Source organism: Thermococcus camini (assembly GCF_904067545.1).
Lineage (GTDB): Archaea > Methanobacteriota_B > Thermococci > Thermococcales > Thermococcaceae > Thermococcus > Thermococcus camini.
In genome coordinates this window covers 422,001-438,749 of sequence record NZ_LR881183.1, presented here as the reverse complement: position 1 = coordinate 438,749, position 16,749 = coordinate 422,001, and the positions used below count along the sequence as shown (strand labels likewise).

The following is a 16,749-nucleotide window of genomic DNA, read 5'->3' as shown; positions in this document are numbered from 1 at the left end:
TTTTGGCGCCGGGACGGGGATTTGAACCCCGGTGTCCATACGGACACGGGCTCTCAAGGCCCGCGCCATCCCAGGCTAGGCGATCCCGGCATACACGCGGTAGCCGCTCCCCTTCGCCAGCTCTCTCACTTCGGTGAAGTGGTCATTCATCAGAGCCTTAATATACTTTGCCCCCTGCTTCGTCTTAATCACTAACTGCAGGAGGCCTCCATCGTTGAGATGCCGGGGAGCGTTTATAACTATTTCCCTCAGCACTTCCTTCCCCGCGTGCACCGGGGGATTAGTGATGATTGTGTCGAACTTTTCGCCCCTAACGGGTTCATAGAGGCTTCCCCATCTCACCTCGGCGTTTCTAACGCCGTTGATTTTTAAATTTTTCCTCGCTATGCTAACCGCTCTCCTGTTCACGTCGGTCATGACGACGTAGTCCACGAATCGGGAGGTGACTATTCCTATAGCACCGTAGCCGCAGCCAAGGTCAAGGACGCGCCAGTTCCCATCAAGTATCATGCTCTCTATGAGCAATTCCGTTCCTCTGTCGAGCTTGCCGAATGAAAAGACCCCGCTGGCGGTGATGAACTTGAAACACTGACCTCTAATGCAGACATCTATCGTTTTCGTCCTCAACGGGACGTTCGGCTCCTCGGAGTAGTAGTGGCTCATGTGCGGTGGTTCGTTGAGGGGTTTATAAAGGTGAGTCATGTCCAAGAATTTCCAGCCAATTATTTCTTTGAACCACTCTCCAGCCACAGCAAAACCGTCGCAATAACCACCGCAAGCCATATCCACCCAGCCGCTCCCAGAACGTAGAATGGAATACTATCGTTGCGAGTTCCCCAGACAAGGAAGCCTATGAGCACCATGAAGAAGGCCATCTCCAACTGGAGTGCCCACGAGATCCTACCACGGCCAGCAAAAGAATCCCTGAAGGCAAAAAGCAGAAAAAGGTAAATTATTCCCCCACGATGCCTGCGTAGGCACCAAAGTCAAGAAGGTTCATTGGCTTCACCTCCCTAATGACGAACTTTTATTCACCCGGCCTTTCCACCAGGAATTGGTCAGCGACTGAGTTAGAACCCTATTCAATGTTTTCACCATCAAATCTTTTAGAAAATGGCCTGTAGCTAACGAGTTTTCCCATGAGGAGCGTTGCAAGGCCAAATCCCAACGTAAGGAGGAGAAATAATCCAGTATTGCCCCGAACATCGTCTCTAAAGACTGTAAGTGATAAGACAAAGCCTATTGCAAGGCCGATCCAGAAGTACGTTATCTGGGGCGCATAGTAGAACAGCCTGTCAGCAAAAGCGTAGAATGTTGCAACCACACCCGCACCGGCAAAGTAAGAGTACGCGAGGTGCTCATTGTACGGGTAAATTAAAGAGCCCATCATGAATATTACTGAAAGATTCCACAGAAAGGTTATGGTTCTGTTTTCGAACCGTTTGGGAAGCACTGCACGGAGGAAGAGAAGCGAGATTAGAATTACCAGTGTCAGGTAATTCATCTCCCTCAAGGGCACGAAGATGTTAAGCACTCCCACTCCAATAGCGAGTAAAAAAAGAGAATATAAAATCTGGCCCTTCATTGGTCACCACCTCCAACTACCCCACTAGTCTTTCACAGGTCTCATAACAAAATACGTATGTTAATTGACCAGTCTCCAAGACTTCATAGACCAATATGCATACTGGACACGCTGGAGGATAAAGTGCGCAACACGCCCATACTCCCCCTGCAATAAGCAAATGACATATAACATCGCAGGCTAGTTCTCCTGCACTATCCATAGCCACTGTCATTCCTACTGCTTTCCCCTGGTTGTATTCTGGTAGTTTTAGCCTCACTAGGTGTGACAAGTGCCTCAGCTCGTAGGCACTCCTGCCCCAGACCCAGTTCGTCTCATCGCCCCTGCGGAGCTTCATGAGAACCTTGTTCAGAGTCCAGTAGTATTCTGAAAGCGTGAGGTTGTCCTTAGTTATAATCGTATCTCCAACGGGAACGACCTTGTTTTCATCATTTGGGGCAATGTTCATTCCAGTCAGGTAAGCCTTATAAGCACCAGTCTTAGGGTCGGTGAATATCCTCGTAACGAGAGTGAAGTTGTACTGGCTCCTCTCGGCGCGATAAACGAGCGCGTACATGGTATAGTTGAACGTGCTATTGTAGAAGTTCAGCCTGAAAAAGAGCATTTGCTCGTGCTTTTCCGTCATGTTGTAAAGCGTGACCACGGAAACGTTCACCTTCGGCGTTACATTGGTGTGATAAAGCGGACAGCCCTTCGTCAGGTTTGTGAAGTTCACTACCTTTTAATCCACGTCACGTTCATCTCAAGCCTGCCCTTGTCATCGTACCAGGCAACCACAGCCCTCCTGAAGGTTATACTAGCATTGTTGGCAGTCATTGCCGCGGCCTGTGGAGCGGCAATCAACTGAAGACTCAACAGCATGGCGAGCAACAACACCGCACCAACCTTCTTAGCCCAGCCTTCCATTGGGCATACCTCCGGAGATTATCACTACATGTAACGTCAAAATCCTTAAAAGCTTTTCCAATTATAAGTTTGAATAAGTTCCGTTTTTTTCGTAGGATTTTCAACTTCCAACCGTGTCAAAACGACAAGAATGAGACGAAAGAAGCCAGAGTAAAAGCAAAAAAGGATACAAACGATGTTACTTGTACAACCAAAGGTTCAGGGGTTGTGGGGCGAAGCCCCACTTCGGGGGTTTGAGAGTACAGAGAGATAAGGGGGCGGAGCCCCCCTGTCTTTCGTTACCAGAGCCTCGGGTACCAGTCCCTCGGCATGAAGACCTTGTCAACATCAACCGCTATCCCCTTGCCCTTCTGGAGCATCTCCCCGCTCGCCATCGTGGCCTTACCGAGTGCCACCAGCTCGTCCTTGAGAGTCATGACCGCAACGAGGTCGCCCCTCTTGATGCCCTTGTGAACCTTGACTATTCCCGGAACGGCAAGGTCGGCGCCGTAGGTTACCGCCGCAACGGCCGAATCTCTAATCCAGACCTTCGGCAGGTGTTCAACGGCCCTCTCCATCGGCTGTATTGCCTTGCGGAAGTACTCCTCGATACCATCGTCCTTCCAGAAGTGGTAGTAGTCAATGAGGTCGTGAAGGGTCACCAGAGTTTCATCCTCTTTGAAGGGGCCGCTCCTCGTTCTCCTCAGCTCGGCCATGTGGGCACCGACACCCAAGGCAAGACCGATGTGGTGGATGAGCGACCTTATGTAGGTTCCCGCCTCAACTCCAACGCGGAAGAGCACGTCCTTGCCCTCTATCTCCAGTATCTCAATGTAGTAAACCTTTCTCGTCCTGAGCCTTCTCTTGACCGCGCTCCTCAGGGGCGGCCTCTGGATTATCTCCCCTTCAAACTCCCTCATAACCGCTCTAATCCTATCCTCTGGAACGTCCCCATGGAGGTGCATCAACGCGACGTACTCCTTTCCCGCAGGCAAAAGGGCCTGGACGACCCTAGTTGCCCTCTCAAGGGCAACCGGCAGAACACCGCTGACCTTGGGGTCGAGGGTTCCGCCGTGGCCGGCCTTGTTCAGGTCGAAGAGCCTTTTGATCCAGGCAACGACCTCGTGGCTCGTCGGCCCAGGCGGCTTGTCGAGGTTGATTATGCCAAACTGCATGTGCATCTCCATTGGCCTCTTCTCGGGTGGAAAGCCCCACTTTGGGTTAGTTTCAGCTTTCTCGTCCTTAACCAGAACCTCTCGCTTTACGTCAGCCGGAAGGATTCTCCTCACTTCGTCCCTCGCCATGAGCATCACCTAGGGATCATTCAAAGCTTCCATAAATTCATCTTTTTCGATTCCAGTCAGTTTTAGAACACCCATAAGTGTTCCCGCTTTTAACTCTTTATGAAGGGGAACAACGGTTCCTATCTTCCTGCCGTCTTTATACTTAACCAGAACCACATGGCTTCCTCTCTGTCTGGATACCTCAAAACCGAACTTTTTGACGAGGACTTTAATAACTTGCTCACCCGAGAGCCTTGGCAATCTGGACATTGAAATCGCCCACAAACTTGATTTTTTCCAGTTCCTCCCTCAGCTCAGGAAATTCCTCAAGGTAAAGCTCAACGGCCTCCTTTAGATTTTCAATAGCCTCCTCCAGGGTCTCCCCCTGCGTTGTGACTCCCGTAAAAACCTCTCTGATTATGTATGTTCCCTCTTCCTCCCATATGACCGCATGAAGCTCCATTCAGCTCACCTCCGAATAATACAAAGGTACAACATTTTATAAAACCACCTAATACCTGAATCTGTAGGTAAAGACCGGCCAGTTGGGGAGATATTTGACGAGTTTCAGGTAGCCCGGCACAAAGACCTCTCTCTTACCCTTTTCGAGCCCCTTGAACACTGCCCGTGCAACATCTTCCGGCTCTATCGAGCCCTTCGGAACCTTTCCGTTCCAGAATCCGGTCTTGACATGTTTGGGATAGACGCGCATAACGTGAACTCCTTTCACAGAAAGCTCCCTCTCAAGGTTTATCACCAAATAATGGAGCGTACCCTTGGCGGCACAGTAGGAGGGCAATTCAGGAACGTTAATGAACGCGACGCCGCTGATTATGAACACCACAGTCGAACCCTTTGGGAGCACTGGAAGTAGTGTTTTCGTGAGTTCAAGGGGTGCAAAAACGTTTACCCTGAACAGGTTCTCCAGCTCCTGATGTGAGTGCTCCAAGAGGGGCTTTCTGAGAGCGTAGCCAGCGTTGTTGATGAGCAGATCGAGTTTGTCAACGCCCAGCTCACGCAGAGGTCCGGCTATCCTCTCGAGGGAGCTCCGGTCTCGGAGATCCGCAACAATGTACTCAAAGTTCCCCAGGCCTTTGAGACCCTCTAGCCGCTCCCTGCTCCTGCCGACTCCCACGACCAGATAGCCTTTTTCAACAAGCCCTTCCACCAGAAGCCTGCCTATTCCACCGGAGGCACCCGTAATGAGAGCGGTTTTCATTTTATCACCCACGATAATTTTAGTAGCAAGTTTAAATATTGACTAGGTAGCTACACAAAAAGTATTTAAACTTACGCATACCTAGTGTAAGCCAGTATGATGCAACGATACGTGGTTACTGGGAAAGAGGAACACATCCTGAAACAACTAAAAGAAGGAAACCCAGTCATGATACTCGGATTACCTGGAAGTGGCAAGAGTACTCTGGCACGATATATAGCCATGAAAATGGCAAGAGAAGAAGGGTATATACCTATAATATTGTCTCCCAGACATTATTCTGCCCAACCTCAATTAAAGAAGATTGTTGATAACCATGGAAATCCATTTTACATGCCGTTAGTTCCAATCAAGATGATCTCTGAGAGCGAAAGGTCTCTTGTCTTGCAGGTTGTAGAGGCTGCCACTTCTCAAGGAATTCTAGAAAAAATTACGGATATCATCTCTAATGTTTCAAACATAGAGGAATACGTCAACACAGTTGACAACTCAATAAAAACTCTGCTAGAGATAATCGGGATAAGAGGCGTGAATCTTCAGCACATCTCAATTAAGCTAAAGTCCATTATAGAGAAAGAGCCATTTGATAAAATCCTGGATATAACTCAGTCTATAGTAATTGGAATGACAATTTTTGAAGGAATATCGGCAATAGGAAACATATGGAAGACAGGCAGAGAACTATATACCTCCTACAAGGATTCAAAAGTAAAATCTAAAGCTTCAAAATTTGTGTTTTTAATCGACGACTATATGGACTACTCTCTATCCGAGCGAAATGTGCTATCCAAATTAATTACTGAACTCTCAAATCTAGGAAGTAGGGTAATTATAGTTAACAGAATTCCCATAGAAAAGTTAGCAAATGAGGGAAAACAATTTACCCTAAATTCTCCTGAGTATGTAAGAAGCATTCTTAGTGAACACACTCTCATTGAAAGTTCGGAACAAGTCATATTCATCGGCCCGATTATTGATAGCAAAAAATTCTTAGATATTATCCACTCAAATGGAATTAATATAGATCCGAACTATGGCGAAAAATTAAAAGCACTTACTTCGGGACTCCCGGGGTTTGCTGTTATGCTCGCAAAAGTATCCACTAATCTCAAAGTAAACATTGATGACCTCCTTGATAACCTTCCTCAAGCAGATCGGGTGTATTACCCCTTAGATGTTGCATCCAAAAATCAGGACCAGATTATGTATAATCTTAAGGGACTGATTAAGTCAAACGAGTTCATATATAAAGAGCTTAGTAAGAGAAACAAACTAGTAATACCCCTTTTACTGACTCCTCTTGAAAAATCAATCCTAGAAATATTGGGGAGACTAGTTTATGGGGATCAGGGCAAAAATAAATTAACAGATCTTATATTTAGCGAGGATATCGTACATCTTAACGGCTATGTATATGTTGGTTCACTAAATGATCATGATAGACAAATTGTTGATGAGATATACGATCTAACTGAGCTATATTCTCATCTTAGAACGTTCATACCGTATCTCATAAGGAATGATGCCATACGAACAGAGATTTCAAGGTTTGTAAATCTTATGCTAGAGGCTATAAACAGTACTTCAGAATACTCAGAGAACGGATTAATTAGTATTCTCAAAATTCTTGAATTAGTAGATAACTATGAACTTGAAGTTACATTCACATTGATAATAAACGCAGGAATCCAAGTAGCCAATAGTCAGTCCCCAATCATATATGAAGTTACAATTGCTATATTTAATATACTCTCAAAAACAGGTGGAGTCTCTGCCCTAACTCAAGAAGACAAATTAAGATTATTGTCATTTTTATGGCAATATAGTGATAGTTCAGCTTTGAATCCCTATGTTATTGAGGAAGTAGATCATAAAATTTCCACTATTTTAAGAGAACTCACCAAAGAGTTACCCGACAATAACATAGTAAGGTTTCTTACAATAGCTACTAAGGTAAACACCATAAGAAAGAAGGTCTACAGCCCATTTTTGAAGAAAGAGAGGCACATGATGAGCAGAAAAATAGAGCAAGTGATAGAGAGCATAAGAATCTTAGGAGATACATGGTTTGATAAATATGCCAAGATGGAGCTGTATCTCAAGCTTGGAGAGATATTTACCTTCTCACCTATACCATTAACCAGTGAAGCTACCAAAGAGAATATACAATTTTTAAGGAACGCTGAAAAACTTTTAAATGAATTAGAGGCCAATTTTGAACTTCTACAGAATGACAAAGATGTTAACGCTCTCTTTAGCACTGTTTTCATACGGGATAACAAAGAAGACAAACAAAAAAGAATAAAACAATTGCTTGAATTGAGGATCTTTGGTAGCTTTAGACTAACTTATTACACCCTTGCATTCGCTTTCCTGTTTCTGGGAAATATCGAAGAAGCGAGAAAATATGTATCTCTAGCTTTAAAATATTCGAAGAAAGAGTTTAACGCATCTGGAAAGAGAGTATTAAACTGGATATTATTGCATGATCTTTCCATGAGAATAAATGTGATAAAAAATGGTTTGAACTATGAAAGTGTAAAAGAATTTATAGAATTCGCTCCAATAATTAAAGAATATCTACTAATGTTACCTCCGGAGAACACAATGACACTAATTGCTGAGATAATTTTTGTCAAATATTATTCAGACAGGATACTGAAACTTAACATTAAAATATCCAAAAGTGTTATGAACTCCATAAAAGAACTAGAGTTAATCTTAAGGGATACATTTCCTTTTGTATATAACGAAATACACATTTTACTGGATATACTAGAGAGAAAATACAAAGAAGCCTATCTTCAAATTATAGATTCAGTCCCAATAAGTCAACACGACTTTCAAATAGTCTTGGAGTTTATTGCCGCATCAATGGCATTAGATAAAATTGAAGATTTATATAAAGGAAGTTATCTACAACTCACATATCCAGATCTCGCCGTTGTTATTTATAAAGCAATAAAGGAATATAAGAAAAACGACCAAATTCTCCGTGCCATTCTTCTTAAGAATATCTTCGAGAATATGAAACATGATAAAATCGATACGAACTCTATAATTAAAATGTTCTTCTTAACGTATTAACAAATGAGAACAAAAGAGAATCAAAAAGAGACAAAAGGGCATCACTCAAGGCTGATTCCAGCCTGCTCGAGGGCGGCCTTGACGGCCTCGTCGTCGGCGCCGCGCTCGATGCTGACCTTCTCCGGAAGGGGCTCGAGGTGCTTGACGTTCATCCTCCTGCGCTTGACCTTGTTGAGGCCAGCGCCGGTAACGAGGACGAAGTTCCTGTCGATGACGTCAACGACGACGACCTTCTCTCCGGCCCTCCTTCCGGCGATTATAACGGCAAGCCTTCCGACTTCCATAGCTGGCATTCATCCCACCTCCTCATTTTTTGTTGCCCGGGTTTGCACCCGACCCCGCGTCACCGTCGGGGTATAGGTGGTCGATGGCGGCCTTCACAATCGCGAAGACGCCATCGGGATTCCAATGGGCGGTATTTATGATCAAGTCATAAATCGACTTGTCGTCGATGTCAATTCCATAGAGGTTTAAATACCTTTTCCTGTTGCCCTTCTCGCGCTCGGCAATTCCCACAAAGGCCTCCTCAACGGAGACTCCCTCACGGCGGGCAACGCGCCTTGCACGCTCCATCATGGGGGCGTCAAGCCATATCTTGAGGTCTGCCTCCTTGACCATCCAGCCGGCGAGGCGGCCCTCAATAACGACGTTGCACTCCTTGGCTGCCTCCACCTGCCTCCTGTCAACCTCGCGGTCGATCTCGGGGTGAAGCTCGGCGTACTCCTGAAACTCCTTCAGAGTCATGCCCATCTCCTTCGCCATCTGCCGGAAGATGAGTCCAGCGTAGATATGTTTGAATCCGTAGTGCCTAGCGAGATTGCGGCAGAGGGTGGTCGTTCCCGAGCCTGCCAGGCCGCTGACGGTTATCACGAGGCAGCCCTTTGGCATGTTAGCACCTCATCCGAAATCAGAGGGCAACGCCCGCCCTGACCTGGGCCTTCATGACCTTCCTCATGCAGCTCGGGCAGAGGTTGGCGTAGGGCCTCTCCGGCCTCTTGGCGGTCTTCGGAAGCTTTCTGAGTTCGCTGGGCCTGCCGCGCGGGAAACCGTTGAGCGGCCTGCCGCACATGGCGCAGTGGGCGACCTTGGGCTTCCTCCTCTCAAAGTGGACGACGGTCCTTCCGCCAGGGGTCCTGACGTACTTCCTTCTCCATGACCTTGACCTGTACATCGGCTTCATTCTTCTCACCTCGCCTTTCCTTTCAGGGAATCGTTTTTAAATTTAACCCATATCGAGGAGCTTCCTGAGGACGTAGCCGGTTATCATGGACGTTAGAACGTACCATCCGATGTAACCGAGCTCGCTGGCCGGAAGCCCCGAGTGGTAGAGGCCGTGGAACCAGCCGAAGAGGAAAAAGTCGAAGGGTGACTTCACGATACCGACCTCAACGTACCACCTTCTGAGCCAGCCGAAGAATATCCAGAATATCGGCAGCGTCAGGAGGGTAACCTTGAACATCTGGTCCTTCATGACCTCGCTCTGGAGCTTCATAAGCTCCATCTGCTCCTGCTGAAGCTTCTTGAGCTTCTTCTCATCCTTCGCAGCCTGGGCTTCCTTGTACTTCTTCTGGAACTCCTTGCTCTTCTTTTGAAGGCGCTTCATCTTTTCCTGATCAACAAGGAGATAGTTCAGCAGGGTGAAGAAGGAACCCAGTATGATTCCAGATACCGTGACCACCCATATCGGATGGTAAGCCTGTATCATCGGCCCAAAGATGCTGTCAAGGAACGTGTATATCTCCTCAATCATACTCTCCCACCGCCAGATCCAGTACTTCAACAAGCTCGTGAACGGCCTCCTGGAGGCCCTTATCCTCATGATTCTCTATTATCTTTATGAGCGCGTTGGAGTGCATAGCGTAGCTGACCGCGGCGGCGCGGTTCAGGTCCTGGTGCCTCTGTATCTGCTCCTCAGTTTCCACGTCACGGTCGCGCTTCAGGTCACGCAGGCGCCTTCCAAGTATCTCGCTCGGTGCCGCCTCAATTATGACGATGAAGTTGGGGTTTATGACCTCAATAACCTCCCTGGGAAAACCGAGGAGGTAGCCCACAGGAGTCCTTATCGTCGCATGGGTGTCGATCAGGACCGGCTCGCGCTGGGACATCTCGACTATCCTTCTCGCGGCCTTCATCTGAAGTTCCTTCTGGACGTTCGGGTCGAGCTTCCTCATCTCATCCCTGTGCCTCACCAGTCCTGTCCTAACAGCTTCGTCGAACATCAGGTCCCCGAAGTTGACGAGCCTGAACTTGGCCCGGGACTTCTTGAGTGCGAGCTTGGTTATAGTGCTCTTCCCCACCCCTGGAATTCCTGTTATCATGACCACAAACGGCATCACGCTCACCCAGGAAGGTTTCTGGAGAAAGTAACAGAACCGAGTTTAAAAGGTTTTGTGAAAGAAAAGAAAGGCCTCACTTTGTAAAGAACTTTCTGAGTGCGGGGAACATCTCCGTGGCCTGCTCCCTTGCGACCTCCTCGTAGAGCCTGTAGAGGATACCGACCGTAAGGAGGATTCCCGTTCCGGTACCGAGGGCACCCAGGAAGTCCGCCAGCACCGCAACTAGAGCCAGCGTGAACGAACCCCAGAAGGTAACGTAGGGAATGTACCTGTTGAGAACCCTCTCAAGTATCCTCGGGTCGCGCCTGAACCCCGGTATCTGCAGCCCTGCCCTCTGAAGCTGTCTGGCGATGCTCTTGGCGTCAAGACCCGTCAGCTCGACCCACAGGAATCCAAAGAGTATGGCCCAGAATATCGTCATCAGCGCGTAGACGAGGGCCCTTCCGGGGTCGGCTATGACGTGGTAGATGTCCCTCGGCGGATAGAGGTAGGTGACGAAGCCAGTCAGGGGGTATCCGTTCTCATCAAACGTTCCGAGGAAGGTGTAGCCGTAGTTGTTGAGGAGCCTGGCCCAGAGCTGGATATTGGAGTAGAGGGCAAAGGTGAGGATGATCGGTATGTTGCTGACGTACATGAACCTTATCGGGTACCTTCCGCGGACGGTGACGCGACCGTAGCTGAGCGGTATCTCAACGCGCATGCTCTCGAGGTAGACGACCACGAGGAACACCACGATGGTGGCAAAGACGTCCATCATGTCCGGCAGGGTGCCTCTGTACAGCGCGCCGGTCAGGTCCCCGTAAAATAGGTGCTGTATGAACGCTGGGATGGCACCGATTATGGCGGGGCCCCCGGTAACTGGATCCATGTACTGGCTGGTGGTGAACGGGTTGAGAGACTTGGTGACGACGGTCTGGGAAACACCCGCGGCGATGAAGAGACTGATACCGCTTCCTATTCCCCACTTGCTGACGAGCTCGTCTAGGAGTATGAGCATGACGGAGGCAAAGCCAAGCTGGAGTATTATGAGTATCCCAAGACCCAGGCCTATGTAAACCTGTCCGGCGGGTGTCGTGACTGTCTGGAACGCTCCGAGTCCCATGTCAACCTTACCAAACGCACCTGCGAATACGTATATGGCGGCCTCGAAGAAGCTCATAAACACGGCAAAGAGCTTCTGAGCGGCCTGGTAGAATCTCCTATCCTCATGATTTGAGAGATCGAGGTGAACTATCTCGGAACCGACGAGAAGCTGCATGATAATGCTCGCGGTGACGATTGGACCGATACCAAGGGTCAGGAGGGAACCGCTCCTTCCTGCGAGCACGAATCTGAGCGTGGCAAAGTAGTCCTGAATCTGTGCCGGGATTCCATAGAGGGGAATCTCCGCGAGGACGAAGTACAGCAGCAGAACGATCCCTGTCCACATGAACTTTTCCTTGAGCGGCACGTGCCTCTTGGGCCGCTCAACCTCGGGGAAGTACCTTTCAATCGCGAACACTACGTTTCTGAACCCCATGATTAACACCCGCCAAAAGTTAAATTAAAGGGGAATCAGGCGAGGAGAACCTCGCCGCCAGCGGCCTTGATCTTCTCCTCGGCCTTCGGGGTAACGTAGTAGGCCTTAACAACGAGGGGCCTGCTGAGCCTGCCGGTTCCGAGAACCTTGTCAACACCGAGCTGGGTGGTGTCAACTATGACCTTCCCCTCCTCCTCATAGGCGACGCCCATGTCAAGGAAGAGGGTGAGGTTCTCGTCTATGTCGCTGAGGTTTATTGTATTCGGGGTGTACTGGACGGCCTTGGGCCTGTGGAAGCCGCGCTTTCCAAGGTGGTCCGGGGCGTACTTGATGACCCAGGTCCACTTGGTGTTCTTCCTCTTTCCGGTTCCGGCCATTCCCTTACCGCCCTTGCTGCCGCCGCCGCGGTGCTTCTTCTTGCAGCCCCATCCGTGAGTGTGACTTCCGCGGAGCTTCCTAACCTTCTTCTTCCTCCTTATCATCTCTCGCCACCTCAGAGCATTCTCTCAATGAGTTCGTTTATCTTCTCGCCGCGGTAGCCGAGCGCTCCGCCCTCTTTGAAGGTGCGCTTCTTGCCGCCCTTGAGGCCGCCCCTCGGTGGGTGGAGCCTGAAGACGGGCTTGATGCTCGGGAGGTCCGTGAGCTTCATCTCGCCATCGACAACCTTCTTGGCGAACTCCTCGATGCTCATTCCGAGCTTCTCCTGAACGTACTCGTCGGTAACAGGCTTGTTGCCGATGAGCCTGCCCCTCTTCCTGAGGAGCTCCGCAAGGGTCTCGGCGTCAATCTCTCCCCAGGTGATGTAGTCCTTGACCTTCTGAACCATTCCCTTGTAGCTCGGGTTGTCGTCAACGATGACGAGGTGGTTGATCCTGTGGAGGCGGAGCATGGCGAGGGTGTCCCTGACCTCACCCTTCGCCCTTATCCCGCTCCTAAGCCTGATGAGCGCTAACTTAGCCATCTTTTCTCACCTCACTCAACCTGGAAGTTTGCTGACATCTCCCTTCCGACGATTATGCCGTAGCGCTCGATGTCCTCCGGCTTGATGGCGACGCTGTTGGTGTTGTAGAGCGCGTTGAAGACCGCCTTGGCGAAGTTGACGGTGGTCCTCGTCTCACCGAGGGTCTGGGACCAGACGTCCTGGACGCCCGCTAAACTGAGTATCTTCTTGCCGACGTCACCTATGACAAGACCAAGGCCACGCGGTCCCGGCATGAGCTTGACGCGGACGCTTCCTTCCTTGCCCTCGACGGCGAACGGGATTGAGTGCGGCCTCCTGCACCTGCACTCCCAGCTTCCACAGCCGCGCTTGATCTCGATGATGTTCATCTTGGCGTAGTTGATGGCCTTCCTGATGGCTATTCCAACCTCCTTCCCGTGGCCGATTCCGAGGCCGACGTAGCCGTCCCTGTTGCCCACAGCGGCGAGAACCCTGAAGCGGATCCTCCTGCCGCTGTCGGTCATCCTGACGGTGAGGGCTATGTCGAGAACCTCCTGGTTCTCCCTCATGTTGACCTCCGGGAGGAGGACGTCAACTATCTCCGGCTCCTTGATCTGGTAGCCCTTGCGGAATATCTCGTGAATGTCAGTTATCTGGCCCTCCTTGACGAGCCTGCCGAGCTTGGTCTTCGGCTCCCACTCCTCAAGGACGCGCTGAGTAATCTCTCTCGGGTCGCTCATTCTCTCGCCCCCTCAAACTTCTCGATTATCTTAGCCTTAACATCCTCAAAGTGCTCGGGGAGCTTCTCGGGCTCGAGGCCCTTGACGAGGTAGCCGCTGAACTGCTTCCGGTAGAGGGCCTCGTCCTCCTCCTTAAGGGCCTTGGCGTAGTTCGCTATGTGCTCGCCGTTTATTCTGTAGTCCTCGGGGTAGATCTCCTCGCTGTGCGGAACGTCCAGTCCCGCGTCAACGGCTCCCTTGAGGACGGCAAAGATGCTCGAACCCCTGGTCGGCGGGTGGAGGCCTATGTCAAGGATGGCCTCCTCGATGCCGGCCTTCTTGGCCCTGTAGCCTATGAGGAGACCGAGCAGGTAGGCGCTCGGGGTGTTGCCGCCGTGGCCCTTCCAGCCGAAGTCCCTCATGAGCTCCCTGGTGTGAGCCGAAACGACAGTCCTGTCACCCTTCGGGTCGTAGAGGACTATCTGAGCGACATGGTGGTTGAGGGTCTTCCTCACGACAAGCCTGGGCTTTCCAGACTTGAGGAGGGCGAGCCTCTTGTGATAGTTAGTCTTACCCTCTCTCCTTCTCCTGAACGGAACCCTATACCTCGGTCCGTGTGCCATCTCTCTCACCTCACTCCTTCAGTATGTCGTGCTCCTGCATGAACAGGTAGAGCTGCCTCTTGTTCTTGAACTGACCGCCCTTGGCCCTGATGTAGAGCCTCCTGTAGGTGTGCTCGTCAAGCTTGCCCTCAGCCTTGAGCTTCCTGAGCTCCTTTCTGAGGGCCCTTATGGTCATCATCCAGCGCTCCTTCTTGCCCATCCTAGCGGTCTTCTTACCCTTCTTGCTTCCGGGACCCCTGTGGCGTCCCTTCTTTCTGGCCTCCTGGAAGGCCCTCGCCCTGGCCCTGCTCTGGCCCTTGACGGGCTTCTTCTTGATGACGCCGTCGTTGATGAGCCTCCTCACATCCTCCCTGGTTATGGCGGCGGCGACGTCGTCAATCCTCTCCGGGTCAATCCAGACCCTGTTCTCACCGCACTTCAACAAATCAGCGGCAATCCTTCTCTGCATCTTGAGCATGAGCCTCACCTCACGGGTTGAGTACCTTCACACCGAGCTCCTTGGCTCTGGTGAGTATGGCCTCTCTCTTCCTGGCACCAACGGTTCTCGCTATCCTTGCAGCCTGCCTGATCGGGTCGATGGCCTCAAGCTCCCTGATGTTGTGGACGAGGACTTCCTCGTAGCCGCTCGGGTGGAGACCGCGAACGGCCTTCGGGGAGCTCCAGCCTATGCTGGGTGAGCGGGGCTTGCCCTTCTTCTTGAGCCTCATCTTGCTGTCGATTCCCTTGGGCCTGCGCCACTTGGGGTCGTTCTTGAACTTCGGATAGCGCCACCACTCCTGCCTAAGGAAGCGGGGCTTCTTCCTCTTGATCCTGGCCCTTATCCTAAGGAGTCTCGCCTTCTCGTTCATTTCTCACACCTCAGAACTTTATCGGCTTACCAGCCTTCTCAACGATGTAGATACCATCCTGGAAGACACGCCTGTCCCACTTGGTTATCTTGGTGGCCTGCTCGATGTTGGCCGCGGTCTGGCCAACCGCTTCCCTGTCTATGCCCTCGACGATGACCTCCTGACCGGAGACCCTGACGGTGACTCCCGGAAGGATCTTCGCCCTCCTCGGGTTCTTCTCACCGAGGAAGTTCTCGATGACGACCTCGTCACCCTGAACCTTGACGGTCATCGGGAAGTGGCTGTAAACGATCTTGAGCTTGTAGGTGAAGCCCTCCGTAACTCCTTTGATCATGTTGGCTATGTGGGCCTTGAAGGTCCTCGCTATGGCTATGTCCCTCTTCCTCGGGAACTCCTTGAAGACGACGACCTTGCCGTCCTCGGTGAATATCTGAACGCCCGGATACTTGAGCTCCCTCTCGAGCTCGCCCTTGGGACCCTTGACCTTGACGGTGTTCCCCTCAACGGTGACCTCGACTCCCTCTGGAATCTCAACCTCTTCCCTTACCCACGCGTCTATCGGCATCTCTCTCACCTCAGTAGACGTAGGCTATCAGCCTTCCGCCGATTCCCTTCTCGATGGCCTCTTTGTGGGTCATGACGCCCTGGGAGGTCGAGACGATGAGGATACCGAACTCGAAGGCCGGAAGGAACCTCTTCTCCCAGGCCTCGTACTCCCTGGCCTTGACCGGGAACCTCGGCTTTATCGCTCCAGCTTTGTTGATCTTACCTATGAGCTGCACCCTGTAGATGCCGGCCCTTCCGTCGTCTATGAACTCAAACTCGCCGATGTAGCCGTTCTCCTGCATAACCCTGAGGACCTCTCCCATGAGCTTGGAAGCCGGCTTGAGGTAAACCTCCTCTTTACCGACCCTCTCGCTGTTGGTTATGTGGGAGAGAGCGTTCGCCAGCGGATCAAGCAACGTCATCTCCTCTCACCTCACTCGTACTTCTTAAAGCCCAGCTTGGGGGCTATCTCTCTAAAGCAGTGTCTGCAGAGCATAAGGCCGTGTATCCTGATTATCGGGCCGTACTGGCCGCAGCGCATGCACCTTCTCGCACCCTTTCCAAACTTCCTGGGCTTCCTCTTGTTGTAGTCAGCCTTCGCCATCTCACAATCCCTCCACGGTAACCTTAAACTCCTCAATAGCGAAGACGATACCCTCCTCCTTGGTCAGCTTGTGCTTGGTCGGGAGCTTCTTCCTCTGCCTCTTCCTCTTGGCGACCCTGTATCCTGGCCTGTCGAGGGTAACGCAGACGTCCATACCGAAGATGCCTATCTCCGGGTCGTACTCAACGCCCGGTATGTTGATGTGCTCCTGGATTCCGAAGCAGAAGTTGCCGTGCTCGTCGAAGTTGCTCGCTTTGAGCTTCCTGTCAACGGCCTCGAGGAGCCTGTTCAGCATCTCCTCGGCCTTCTTGCCGCGGAGGGTAACCTTAACCGCTATCGGCTCTCCGCGCCTGATTCCGAAGTCCTTGTTGGTCTGCTTGGCCCTTCTCCTTATGGGCTTCTGGCCGACGAGCTGCTCAAGCATCGTCTCAGCCTTAGTTAAGCGCTCACCGCTCTCGCCAACTCCAATGTTGATGGTAAGCTTAGCGATCCTGGGCTTCCTCATCGGGTGAGCTTCCCAGTCCGCTAGGATAGCCTCTCTGTTGATCTGCATCT

The 16,749-nt window shown here is 50.9% G+C and carries 26 protein-coding genes and 1 tRNA gene; 1 reads left to right on the top strand and 26 read right to left on the bottom strand.

Features of this window, described 5'->3' with window-relative positions; genetic code table 11:
• Positions 1–3 precede the first annotated feature (3 nt).
• From TIRI35C_RS02285 to TIRI35C_RS02245, 10 genes are all read right to left on the bottom strand, one after another.
• Positions 4–90, bottom strand: a tRNA-Ser gene (locus TIRI35C_RS02285).
• Entirely contained in the window at positions 76–663 is a 588-nt protein-coding gene (locus tag TIRI35C_RS02280) for a class I SAM-dependent methyltransferase (protein ID WP_188201581.1), read from the bottom strand. Before TIRI35C_RS02280 ends, TIRI35C_RS02285 begins: the two co-directional genes overlap by 15 nt.
• 59 nt (positions 664–722) lie before the next feature.
• Positions 723–875 (bottom strand): hypothetical protein, encoded by a 153-nt coding sequence (locus tag TIRI35C_RS11125; RefSeq protein WP_246454662.1) that lies wholly within the window; start codon positions 873–875, stop codon positions 723–725.
• A gap of 203 nt (positions 876–1,078) precedes the next feature.
• Complete coding sequence (locus TIRI35C_RS02270) at positions 1,079–1,585, bottom strand: hypothetical protein (RefSeq protein WP_188201580.1); 507 nt, start codon at positions 1,583–1,585, stop codon at positions 1,079–1,081.
• A 16-nt stretch (positions 1,586–1,601) separates the two neighbouring features.
• Entirely contained in the window at positions 1,602–2,300 is a 699-nt protein-coding gene (locus TIRI35C_RS11120; protein ID WP_246454661.1) for a hypothetical protein, read from the bottom strand.
• Entirely contained in the window at positions 2,300–2,491 is a 192-nt protein-coding gene (locus tag TIRI35C_RS11115) for a hypothetical protein (protein WP_246454660.1), read from the bottom strand. The genes TIRI35C_RS11120 and TIRI35C_RS11115 overlap by 1 nt, the downstream gene beginning before the upstream one ends.
• A gap of 278 nt (positions 2,492–2,769) precedes the next feature.
• The gene (locus TIRI35C_RS02260) at positions 2,770–3,774 is read right to left on the bottom strand and encodes an RNA-guided pseudouridylation complex pseudouridine synthase subunit Cbf5 (RefSeq protein WP_188202959.1); all 1,005 of its coding nucleotides are present in this window, start codon (positions 3,772–3,774) and stop codon (positions 2,770–2,772) included.
• 9 nt (positions 3,775–3,783) lie between these two features.
• A complete protein-coding gene (locus TIRI35C_RS02255; RefSeq protein ID WP_188201579.1) occupies positions 3,784–4,023 on the bottom strand; it encodes a type II toxin-antitoxin system HicA family toxin in 240 nt (79 codons plus the stop codon).
• A complete protein-coding gene (locus TIRI35C_RS02250) occupies positions 3,995–4,216 on the bottom strand; it encodes a type II toxin-antitoxin system HicB family antitoxin (RefSeq protein ID WP_188201578.1) in 222 nt (73 codons plus the stop codon). The genes TIRI35C_RS02255 and TIRI35C_RS02250 overlap by 29 nt, the downstream gene beginning before the upstream one ends.
• A gap of 48 nt (positions 4,217–4,264) precedes the next feature.
• Positions 4,265–4,972 carry an SDR family NAD(P)-dependent oxidoreductase gene (locus TIRI35C_RS02245; RefSeq protein ID WP_188201577.1) on the bottom strand — a complete coding sequence of 236 codons (708 nt, stop codon included), beginning with the start codon at positions 4,970–4,972 and terminating at the stop codon, positions 4,265–4,267.
• Positions 4,973–5,068: 96 nt separating this feature from the next.
• Here TIRI35C_RS02245 and TIRI35C_RS02240 point away from each other — a divergent pair, with 96 nt between their 5' ends.
• Positions 5,069–8,059: an nSTAND3 domain-containing NTPase gene (locus TIRI35C_RS02240; RefSeq protein ID WP_188201576.1), complete on the top strand. Its 2,991-nt coding sequence runs from the start codon at positions 5,069–5,071 to the stop codon at positions 8,057–8,059.
• Positions 8,060–8,100: 41 nt separating this feature from the next.
• Here TIRI35C_RS02240 and TIRI35C_RS02235 read toward each other — a convergent pair whose 3' ends face one another.
• From TIRI35C_RS02235 to TIRI35C_RS02160, 16 genes are all read right to left on the bottom strand, one after another.
• Entirely contained in the window at positions 8,101–8,352 is a 252-nt protein-coding gene (locus TIRI35C_RS02235) for a 50S ribosomal protein L14e (protein ID WP_014012532.1), read from the bottom strand.
• Between the two features lie 13 nt (positions 8,353–8,365).
• On the bottom strand, positions 8,366–8,947 hold the full coding sequence (gene cmk / locus TIRI35C_RS02230; protein ID WP_188201575.1) for a (d)CMP kinase: 582 nt from the start codon (positions 8,945–8,947) through the stop codon (positions 8,366–8,368).
• 19 nt (positions 8,948–8,966) lie between these two features.
• Positions 8,967–9,239 (bottom strand): 50S ribosomal protein L34e, encoded by a 273-nt coding sequence (locus TIRI35C_RS02225; protein WP_167890260.1) that lies wholly within the window; start codon positions 9,237–9,239, stop codon positions 8,967–8,969.
• Positions 9,240–9,281: 42 nt separating this feature from the next.
• A complete protein-coding gene (locus TIRI35C_RS02220; protein ID WP_188201574.1) occupies positions 9,282–9,809 on the bottom strand; it encodes a DUF106 domain-containing protein in 528 nt (175 codons plus the stop codon).
• Complete coding sequence (locus TIRI35C_RS02215; RefSeq protein WP_188201573.1) at positions 9,802–10,392, bottom strand: adenylate kinase; 591 nt, start codon at positions 10,390–10,392, stop codon at positions 9,802–9,804. Before TIRI35C_RS02215 ends, TIRI35C_RS02220 begins: the two co-directional genes overlap by 8 nt.
• 76 nt (positions 10,393–10,468) lie before the next feature.
• Positions 10,469–11,914: a preprotein translocase subunit SecY gene (secY, locus tag TIRI35C_RS02210; protein WP_188201572.1), complete on the bottom strand. Its 1,446-nt coding sequence runs from the start codon at positions 11,912–11,914 to the stop codon at positions 10,469–10,471.
• A 35-nt stretch (positions 11,915–11,949) separates the two neighbouring features.
• Positions 11,950–12,396: an uL15 family ribosomal protein gene (locus TIRI35C_RS02205; protein ID WP_139680157.1), complete on the bottom strand. Its 447-nt coding sequence runs from the start codon at positions 12,394–12,396 to the stop codon at positions 11,950–11,952.
• Between the two features lie 11 nt (positions 12,397–12,407).
• Positions 12,408–12,875, bottom strand: a complete 468-nt coding sequence (locus tag TIRI35C_RS02200; RefSeq protein ID WP_188201571.1) for a 50S ribosomal protein L30 — start codon at positions 12,873–12,875, stop codon at positions 12,408–12,410.
• Positions 12,876–12,886: 11 nt separating this feature from the next.
• Positions 12,887–13,594 (bottom strand): 30S ribosomal protein S5, encoded by a 708-nt coding sequence (gene rpsE / locus TIRI35C_RS02195; RefSeq protein ID WP_188201570.1) that lies wholly within the window; start codon positions 13,592–13,594, stop codon positions 12,887–12,889.
• Positions 13,591–14,196, bottom strand: a complete 606-nt coding sequence (locus tag TIRI35C_RS02190) for a 50S ribosomal protein L18 (protein ID WP_188201569.1) — start codon at positions 14,194–14,196, stop codon at positions 13,591–13,593. Before TIRI35C_RS02190 ends, rpsE begins: the two co-directional genes overlap by 4 nt.
• Before the next feature lie 10 nt (positions 14,197–14,206).
• Positions 14,207–14,653: a 50S ribosomal protein L19e gene (locus tag TIRI35C_RS02185; protein WP_139680153.1), complete on the bottom strand. Its 447-nt coding sequence runs from the start codon at positions 14,651–14,653 to the stop codon at positions 14,207–14,209.
• 10 nt (positions 14,654–14,663) lie between these two features.
• Complete coding sequence (locus TIRI35C_RS02180; protein WP_188201568.1) at positions 14,664–15,044, bottom strand: 50S ribosomal protein L32e; 381 nt, start codon at positions 15,042–15,044, stop codon at positions 14,664–14,666.
• 10 nt (positions 15,045–15,054) lie between these two features.
• The gene (locus TIRI35C_RS02175) at positions 15,055–15,609 is read right to left on the bottom strand and encodes a 50S ribosomal protein L6 (RefSeq protein ID WP_188201567.1); all 555 of its coding nucleotides are present in this window, start codon (positions 15,607–15,609) and stop codon (positions 15,055–15,057) included.
• Between the two features lie 10 nt (positions 15,610–15,619).
• Positions 15,620–16,012, bottom strand: coding sequence for a 30S ribosomal protein S8 (locus TIRI35C_RS02170; RefSeq protein ID WP_014012545.1), 393 nt, complete (start codon positions 16,010–16,012; stop codon positions 15,620–15,622).
• A gap of 11 nt (positions 16,013–16,023) precedes the next feature.
• Positions 16,024–16,194 (bottom strand): 30S ribosomal protein S14, encoded by a 171-nt coding sequence (locus tag TIRI35C_RS02165; protein ID WP_014012546.1) that lies wholly within the window; start codon positions 16,192–16,194, stop codon positions 16,024–16,026.
• Between the two features lies 1 nt (position 16,195).
• Positions 16,196–16,747 (bottom strand): 50S ribosomal protein L5, encoded by a 552-nt coding sequence (locus TIRI35C_RS02160; RefSeq protein WP_014012547.1) that lies wholly within the window; start codon positions 16,745–16,747, stop codon positions 16,196–16,198.
• Positions 16,748–16,749: the final 2 nt, after the last annotated feature.